Consider the following 1,408-nt stretch of genomic DNA (forward strand, 5'->3'; position numbering starts at 1 on the left):
CCGCGCTTCTTTGTTTGAAGGCAAGACAGTGGTATCAGGCTTAAAGTCTGACTGGTACTGGTCCTCCTCGGAGTTCTACTACGTTCCGGCGGACTACGCTCTTTGTGTGGATGTGCGCAACGGCCGCGTGCTCTTCAGCAATAAGCGCGACAGATTTAGTTACGTGCGTTCGGTCTTGGCTTTCTGACCTATTTACCTATTCAGCCTATTTATCTATTATGCGGCGTAGCCGCTCGTTGATAAAGGCTGAATACCCGCGAAGCGGGTCGGATTTACAAACGGAATTGTGGCAACGGCCGCTTGCAGTCTTTGCCCCGCAAGGAAGATAAAAACAAGTAACGTAAAGTTAAAATAAAAAGTGTGACAATGAAACGAAATATCCTACATACCCTTTGGGCGGCGGCACTGCTGCTGACCGGCTGCACGCAGGAGGAGCTTCCCCTGCCCGGTGCTGACAATGCCGCACCGCTCGCCATCACCATCACCGACGGCGGCTATGCCCTGACAACTTCGGCTGACGGCTCGCAGAAAGCCGCTACCCGTGCTACCGAGGACGGTTACCGTACCGAGTTTACCGCCAGTGACGCCTGCGGACTCTACCTTGTGCGCAATGGGGCGATAGTCTATGACAATGTGAAACTCACCGCCACAGCAGGCACGAACGGCAGTCTTACCTGGCAACCCGAAGCGGGCGTAACCCTTGCCGGCGGAATGGCGGGCGAGAAGTATTTCCTCTACTATCCCTATCAAGAGACAGCGAAGATGGCGGGCAAGGTAAATGCCACCGACACCACGAGCGATGGCGATTTCTTCGCCACGCTTATCAATGACTGGCAGCCGGAAGCTGATCAGAGCGACTACACGCAAGGCTACACAGCCTCCGACCTCATGACCGCCACGGGCTCGGGAAGCAAAGCCGACGGCAAGCTCTCGCTCTCATTCTCCATGACCCACCGCATGGCACTCGCCGTAGTCGAAATGCCCAAGACGGTGTATAAGTTCACCGACACCTCCATTCCCGACTATGTGATTGCTACTACAGCCGATTTCAGTGGAGAGGCCAAGCCCTGCCGCAATACGGACGGCACATACCGCTACTTCGTCCGTCCCGGACAAGGCAATACCGTAACCCTCACCGGCAGCTATGCCGACGGCAAGAAGGAGTTTTTCATCACCCCGAACAATATCAGCGTAAGCTCATACAAGACCTATAAGGTGGACGGAGCACCGACGATTGACAAAGATCACAATTTGCAAGTAGGGGACTACCTCCTTGCCGACGGCAATATTGTAGGCAAAGACGAAACTTTGACCGAAGAACAGAAAGCAAGCGTTATCGCCATCGTGTTCCATGCCGGTCATCACGAAAACGATGCCTCCGATTACTCCGCCACCGGTATCGGTCAGC

At 54.6% G+C, this 1,408-nt stretch carries 1 protein-coding gene and 1 pseudogene; both read left to right on the forward strand.

Translation table 11 applies throughout. The annotated features are described in order from the left end of the window. Positions 1 to 187: pseudogene (locus ACESQI_RS24060) on the forward strand (fimbrillin family protein); the annotation flags it as partial. A gap of 179 nt (positions 188 to 366) precedes the next feature. Continuing rightward, positions 367 to 1,408 (forward strand): fimbrillin family protein (locus ACESQI_RS24065; RefSeq protein WP_057098273.1); only part of this gene is annotated, 1,042 nt, incomplete at its 3' end.

Source organism: Bacteroides sp. HPS0048, assembly GCF_964240755.1.
In the GTDB taxonomy this organism is placed as follows: domain Bacteria; phylum Bacteroidota; class Bacteroidia; order Bacteroidales; family Bacteroidaceae; genus Bacteroides; species Bacteroides nordii.